A 6,079-nucleotide genomic window follows, 5' to 3' on the forward strand; every position below is an offset into this window, starting at 1 on the left:
GACGGCATCCCGACTCTCGACCGCGGGCTCGGGGCGGTTCACCGCGGTCCGCGCCGAGCGGACGGAAGACGCACGGTCACGAGGAGCCCGCCGTCCGCCCTCGGGCTGAGGACGAGGGTTCCGTCGTGGGCGAGCACGATGCTGTTCACGATGGCCAGCCCCAGCCCGACGCCGGCCTGATCGCTGCGGATGCGCGCGGTCCCGCGCCGGAACGGTTCGGTCAGGGTCGACACGAGCTCCTCGCCCAGCCGCTCGCCGGTGTTCTCGACGCTCAGCTCGACGAACTCCGCACCCGTGGTCGCGGAGATCCGCACGGAGCCGCCCTCGGGACGGTTGTGGACGATGGCGTTGTGCAACAGGTTCGTCACCAGCTGCAGCAGCAGCGCGGGCGAGCCGGACGCGAGCGCGACGGCTCCGCCGGTCTCGACGGCGACCCCGTGCTTCTCCGACAACGGCAGCAGCGTCTCGGCGGCCTGCTCCGCGAGCAGAGACAGGTCCACGTCTTCGTGAGCGAAGGAACGTCGATCGACCCGACTCAGCAGGAGCAGCGCCTCGGTGAGCGCGATCGCCCGGGCGTTCACGGCGCGAAGCCTCTCTTCGCGACCGTCGGGGCTCGGGTCTCGAACGGCGACGTCGAGGATCGCCTGCATCACCGCGAGCGGCGTCCGCAGCTCGTGGGAGGCGTTGGCGGCGAAACGCTGCTGTTCGCCGACCTGCGCCTCGAGCTTCACGAGCATCATGTCGAATGCGTCCGCGAGCTCACGGAACTCGTCGTTGCTGCCTTCCAGCTCGATCCGATGCACGAGCGACCCGTTCGCGGCCTTCCGGGCAGCGCCCGTGATGCGCGTCAACGGCGCGAGCATCCGGCCCGCGAGCAGCCACCCGCCCACGAGCCCCACGACCAGCAGGAACAGGAGCATGACGATGGCGGCGGGGCTGAAGACGCGGGGACCGAAGTTGCCCGGATTGAAGACGAGGAGATAGTCGTCGAACGTCGGGATGCTGAATGCCGCCCCATCCCGGATGAGGAAGAACCACATGACGCCCAGCAGGAGGACTCCGGCGAAGACGAGGAAGCCGGCGTAGCTGAGGGTCAGCTTGACGCGAGCGCTCAGCCCCCTGCGCCTCTGCATCGCTGCTACCCGCGTCGTTCCGTGGCCGGGGCGTCCGGGCCTGCGTCGATGCGGTATCCGACACCGGGCACCGTGGCGATCAGCCAGGGCTCGCCCAGTCGTTTGCGAAGGGCCGAGACCGTGATGCGCACGGCGTTCGTGAACGGGTCGGCGTTCTCGTCCCAGGCCTTCTCGAGCAGCTCCTCGGCGCTGATGACACCGCCCTCGGCGGCGACCAGCACCTCGAGCACGGCGAACTGCTTGCGCGTGAGCGCGACGTAGCGGCCGTCGCGGTAGACCTCGCGACGGAAGGGGTCGACGCGGAGGCCCGCGATCTCCCGCACCGGCGGCCGGCTCTGGGCCCGCCTGCGGTCGAGCGCCCTGAGCCTCAGCACCAGCTCCTGCAGCGCGAAGGGCTTGGTGAGATAGTCGTCGGCGCCGAGCTCGAACCCGGTCGCCTTGTCGTCCAGGCGATCGGCTGCGGTGAGCATGAGGATCGGCATGCCGCTGCCGGAGGCGACGATCCGCGCGGCGACCTCATCGCCCGATGGGCCGGGGATGTCCCGGTCGAGGACGGCGATGTCGTAGGCGTTGACGCTCAGCATCTCCAGCGCGGCGTCGCCGTCGCCGGCGATGTCCGCCGCGATCGCCTCCAGACGCAACCCATCGCGGATGGCCTCCGCCATGAAGATCTCGTCCTCGACGATCAGAACTCGCACGCCTCAAAGCGTACGAGCCGGAACCTATCGTGAGCATAAGGAAACCGCGTCCGCGGATGTGGGAACGGGCCGATGATCGTTCCGCCCCCGAACGGCCGGACTGATCGGCGGGAGCCGCGGATGCCGGCAGCCGCGCCCTCGGACTCGTCGGTCACACCGAGAAGTACTTCGCCTCGGGGTGGTGGAAGACGAACGCGTCGGTCGACTGCTCGGGGTGCAGCTGCAGCTCCTCGCTGAGCTCGACGCCCATGCGCTCGGGACGGAGCAGCTCGACGACCTTGCGACGGTCCTCCATGTCGGGGCACGCCGGATAGCCGAGCGAGAAGCGCGCGCCACGGTACTCGAGCTTGAACAGCCCGGCGGTGTCGTCCGGGTCTTCCGCCGAGAAGCCGAGCTCGGAGCGGATGCGGGCGTGCCAGAGCTCGGCGAGCGCCTCGGTCAGCTGCATCACGAGCCCGTTGAGCTCGTAGTAGTCGCGATACCGGTCCTCGGCGAACAGCTTCGCGGTGACCGCGTCGATGCGGGCGCCGGCGGTCACGAGCTGCACGGGCAGCACGTCGACCTGCCCCGACGCGCGCGAGCGCACGAAGTCGGCGAGGCACAGGTGCCGGTCGCGACGCTGCCGCGGGAAGTGGAAGCGCAGGCGGTCGGCGCCGAGCGCGCCCCCCGACCCGCCGTCGGGCGCGAGGAGGCCTGCGGCGCCGACCACCCCGGCGGGATCGTCGCCGTGATGCAGCACGACGACGTCGTCGCCCTCCGACACGACGGGGAAGTAGCCGTACGCGACCGAGGCGTCCAGCATCCCTTCCCCCAGGATCCGGTCGAGCCAGTACCGCAGCCGCGGCCGGCCCTCGCTCTCCACGAGCTGCTCGTAGCTCAGCCCGTCGGCGCCGCGCCCGGGCTTGAGCCCCCACTGGCCCATGAAGGTCGCGCGCTCGTCGAGGAACGCGGCGTAGTCGTGCAGCGCGATGCCGCGGACGATGCGCGTGCCCCAGAAGGGCGGAGGCGGCACCGGGTTGTCGGATGCCACGTCGGAGCGCGCCGGCATGGCGTCGGGCTCGGTGAGCGTCAGCTTGGCGCCCGCCGCGTGGATCCGCTTCTTCAGTGGCGGCAGCCCGACCGACGCCGGGTCGGCGCCGCGGGCGATCTTCACGAGCGGCTCCATGAGCGCGAGGCCCTCGAACGCGTCGCGCGCGTAGCGCACCTCGCCGTCGAAGAGGCCCGCCAGGTCGTCCTCGACGTAGGCGCGCGTGAGCGCGGCCCCGCCGAGGATCACCGGCCACCTCGTCCCGAGACCCCGCGCGGTGAGCTCCTGGAGGTTCTCCTTCATGACGACCGTGGACTTCACGAGCAGCCCCGACATGCCGATGACGTCGGCGCCGTGCTCCTCCGCCGCGGCGATGATGTCGGCGATCGGCTGCTTGATGCCGAGGTTGACCACGTCGTACCCGTTGTTGGTGAGGATGATGTCGACGAGGTTCTTGCCGATGTCGTGCACGTCGCCGCGGACGGTCGCCAGGACGATGCGGCCCTTGCCCGAGGCATCCGACCTCTCCATGTGCGGCTCGAGCAGGGCGACCGCCGTCTTCATGACCTCGGCCGACTGCAGCACGAACGGCAGCTGCATCTCGCCGGCGCCGAACCGCTCGCCGACGACCTTCATGCCCTCGAGCAGATGGTCGTTGATGATCTGCAGCGGCGCGAGCCCGCCCGCGCGCGCGAGGTCGAGGTCGGCTTCCAGCCCCTTGCCCTCGCCGTCGATGATGCGGCGCTCCAGCCGCTCGCCGACCGGCAGCGCCGCGAGCTCGGCGGCGCGCTGGTCGCGCAGGGCCGCGGTGTCGACGCCCGCGAAGAGGTCGAGCATGCGGGCGAGCGGGTCGTAGGTGACGTTGCCGTCGGCGTCGCGCTCGCGGCGGTCCCACACGAGGTCGAGCGCGACGGCGCGCTGCTCCTCCGAGATCGAGGCGAGCGGCACGATCTTCGCCGCGTCGATGATGCCCGAGGTGAGCCCCGCCTCGACGGCCTCGTGCAGGAAGACGGAGTTCAGGACGCTCCGGGCGGCGGGGTTCAGGCCGAACGACACGTTCGAGACGCCGAGGGTCGTGTTGATGCCCGGGTAGGCCGCGCTGATCCGCCGGATCGCCTCGATCGTCTCGATGGCGTCGCGGCGCGTCTCCTCCTGACCCGTGGCGATCGGGAACGTCAGGCAGTCCACGACGATGTCGCTCACCCGCATGCCCCACGCGCCCACGAGCTCGTCGACGAGCCGCGAGGCGATGCGCACCTTGTCGTCGGCGGTGCGCGCCTGGCCCTGCTCGTCGATGGTGAGCGCGATCACCGCGGTGCCGTGCTCCTTCACGAGCGGCATGATCCGGCCGAAGCGCGACGCCGGGCCGTCGCCGTCCTCGTAGTTGACCGAGTTCACGACCGGCCGCCCGCCGATGAGCTCGAGTCCGGCCTGGATGACCGCGGGCTCGGTCGAGTCGACCACGAGGGGCAGGGTGGATGCCGAGGCGAACCGCGAGACGACCTCGCGGACGTCGGCCACGCCGTCGCGGCCGACGTAGTCGACGCACACGTCGAGCAGGTGCGCGCCGACGCGGATCTGGCCGCGGGCGATCTCGACGCAGTCGTCCCAGCGCCCCTCGAGCATCGCCTCGCGGAACGCCTTCGACCCGTTCGCGTTGGTGCGCTCGCCGATCGCGAGGTACGAGGCGTCCTGCGCGAACGACACGTGCTGGTAGAGGCTGGCGACGCCGGGCTCGGGCTCGACGACCGGCGGCTCGCTCCCGACGATCCACGAGCGCGAGCGCGAACCCAGGGAGACGTAACGCACCGATTCGTCCCGCGGCAGGTCGTTCCCCGTCGCGCGCGAGACGACGGGCACGCCGCCGCCGTGCAGCCGCGCCACGACCGCGGCGAGGTGCTCGGGCGTCGTGCCGCAGCATCCGCCCACGAGCGACAGGCCGAACTCGCGCACGAACTGCTCGTGCGCCGTGGCGAGCTCGGCGGGCGTGAGCGGGTAGTGCGCGCCGTCGGCGCCCAGCACCGGAAGCCCCGCGTTGGGCATGCACGCGATCGGCACGCCGGCGTGCTTCGAGAGGTGCCGCAGATGCTCGCTCATCTCGGCCGGGCCGGTCGCGCAGTTGAGGCCGATCGCGTCGACGCCGAGCGGCTCGATCGCGGTGAGCGCCGCGCCGATCTCCGACCCCATGAGCATGGTGCCGGTCGTCTCGACGGTCACCTCGACGAAGATCGGCAGGCGGATGCCGCGACTGACGATCGCCTGCCGGCATCCGTTGATCGCGGCCTTCGTCTGCAGGAGATCCTGCGAGGTCTCGACGAGGAACGCGTCGGCCCCGCCGTCGACGAGGCCCTCGGCCTGCAGCGCGAAGGTCTGCTTGAGGTGGTCGTACGTGGTGTGCCCGAGGCTCGGGAGCTTGGTGCCGGGACCCATCGAGCCGAGCACCCAGCGCATGCGTCCGTCGACCGCCTCGGCCGCCTCGACGCGCTCGCGCGCGATCCGCGCCCCCTTCTCGGCGAGCTCGGCGATGCGGTCGTCGATGCCGTAGTCGCCGAGGTTCGACCAGTTCGCGCCGAACGTGTTGGTCTCGACGGCGTCGACCCCGACGTCGAGGTAGGCGTCGTGGATCGCCGCCACGACGTCGGGCCGCGTCACGTTGAGGATCTCGTTGCACCCCTCGAGGCCCTGGAAGTCGCCCTCGATCGTCAGCTCGTGCCGCTGCAGCATGGTGCCCATCGCGCCGTCGGCGATCACGACGCGCTCGAGCATCGCGTCGAGCAGGCGCTGCGCGCGCTCGGAGCGCGGCACGCCGTCGATGTCGAGGGCGAACCGGGGCGCGGGCGGGGCTGCGGTCACGCCGCGATCCTAGCCGCCGCACCCGCTGCACCCGCCGTACGTGCGAAGCTGGAGGCGGCGGCGATCGGCCCGACGACGCCGCCAGAAGGGCCGGCCATGAAGATCACCGCCTCCTCCGACTGGCGCGACGGTCTCGCCTTCGACGCCCCCGTGGTCGTCGCGGACGTCATGCCGGGCGACCCGGCGCGCTGCGCGATGTGCGGCACGGATGCCGCTCCCCTGCCGCGCGACGAGCTGTGGGTGGTCAAGCACCGGCATCCGAACAACCCCGCCGGCTTCGTGCGGTTCTACTGCGCCGCGCACCGCCCCCGGCCGGAGCCGCGACCGGCGTCCGTGGGAGCCCGCGCGGGCGCGCGGCCCGCTCGCGA

4 protein-coding genes are annotated in these 6,079 nt (G+C 71.6%); 1 reads left to right on the forward strand and 3 read right to left on the reverse strand.

What is annotated here, in order from left to right; genetic code table 11:
- Positions 1-38: 38 nt before the first annotated feature.
- The 3 genes from WML84_RS11955 to WML84_RS11965 all read right to left on the reverse strand — a co-directional run bounded on the left by WML84_RS11955 (position 39) and on the right by WML84_RS11965 (position 5,711).
- Positions 39-1,133, reverse strand: coding sequence for a HAMP domain-containing sensor histidine kinase (locus WML84_RS11955; protein WP_347346369.1), 1,095 nt, complete (start codon positions 1,131-1,133; stop codon positions 39-41).
- 5 nt (positions 1,134-1,138) lie between these two features.
- Entirely contained in the window at positions 1,139-1,831 is a 693-nt protein-coding gene (locus WML84_RS11960) for a response regulator transcription factor (protein WP_347346370.1), read from the reverse strand.
- Between the two features lie 151 nt (positions 1,832-1,982).
- Complete coding sequence (locus tag WML84_RS11965) at positions 1,983-5,711, reverse strand: homocysteine S-methyltransferase family protein (RefSeq protein WP_347346371.1); 3,729 nt, start codon at positions 5,709-5,711, stop codon at positions 1,983-1,985.
- Positions 5,712-5,807: 96 nt separating this feature from the next.
- On the opposite strand from WML84_RS11965, the gene WML84_RS11970 reads away from it, so the two are divergent.
- A partial coding sequence (locus WML84_RS11970; protein WP_347346372.1) for a glucose-6-phosphate dehydrogenase occupies positions 5,808-6,079 on the forward strand: 272 nt, incomplete at its 3' end.

This window comes from Microbacterium sp. (assembly GCF_039812165.1).
In the GTDB taxonomy this organism is placed as follows: domain Bacteria; phylum Actinomycetota; class Actinomycetes; order Actinomycetales; family Microbacteriaceae; genus Microbacterium.